The organism is Oceanispirochaeta sp. M1 (genome assembly GCF_003346715.1).
In the GTDB taxonomy this organism is placed as follows: domain Bacteria; phylum Spirochaetota; class Spirochaetia; order DSM-2461; family DSM-2461; genus Oceanispirochaeta.
Window position 1 is genome coordinate 1 of record NZ_QQPQ01000146.1, and the last position, 622, is coordinate 622.

Consider the following 622-nt stretch of genomic DNA (forward strand, 5'->3'; position numbering starts at 1 on the left):
GTAACCGCTAATAAAGCCCCATCTACCAGTAACTGAGATTTCTATGCATTTTCTATTCTAAAGGAGTGGAAAATGAAAAGAAGAACATCAGAAGATTGGGATCACATAATCCGGGACTATAAAGAGTCAGGACTTACTCAAAAAAAGTATTGCCATAGAAATAATTTAAATTATTGGACTCTCCGGGATCAGCGTATAAAAAGAGAATCAGATGTCCCAAAAAAGAAACTGGTTCGGATTGCACCAGAAAAATCCATAAATCAAGTTCCCGAATCAGATGTTAGTAGTAATTCTGAGATTGTAAAAATTACTTTCCCTTCAGGGATATTTTTTGAAATACCGACAACGGTGAATAATCAGTGTCTCCAGTTTTTCATCGCGACTCTTTGGAGCCTGAAGTGATTCCAGATCTTAGTAAAACAGATATTTTTATTAAGCCCGGTAGAACAGATATGCGGAAACAGATCAATGGACTAACAGTCATAGTTCAGGATGATATGGAGCTTAATCCATTCTCATCTTCCATTTTTCTATTCTGTAATCGGGAAAGGAAGATCCTGAAAGCCCTTTACTGGGATAACAATGGATTCTGTTTATGGCAGAAGAAGATAGAGAAAGAGAC

The 622-nt window shown here is 36.8% G+C and carries 2 protein-coding genes; both read left to right on the plus strand.

Going from position 1 to position 622, the window contains the following annotated elements; translation table 11 throughout:
- Window positions 1–72: 72 nt before the first annotated feature.
- On the plus strand, window positions 73–402 hold the full coding sequence (locus tag DV872_RS26775) for a hypothetical protein (protein ID WP_114632913.1): 330 nt from the start codon (window positions 73–75) through the stop codon (window positions 400–402).
- A partial coding sequence (tnpB, locus tag DV872_RS26235) for an IS66 family insertion sequence element accessory protein TnpB (protein ID WP_158547204.1) occupies window positions 399–622 on the plus strand: 224 nt, incomplete at its 3' end. The genes DV872_RS26775 and tnpB, both read left to right, overlap by 4 nt.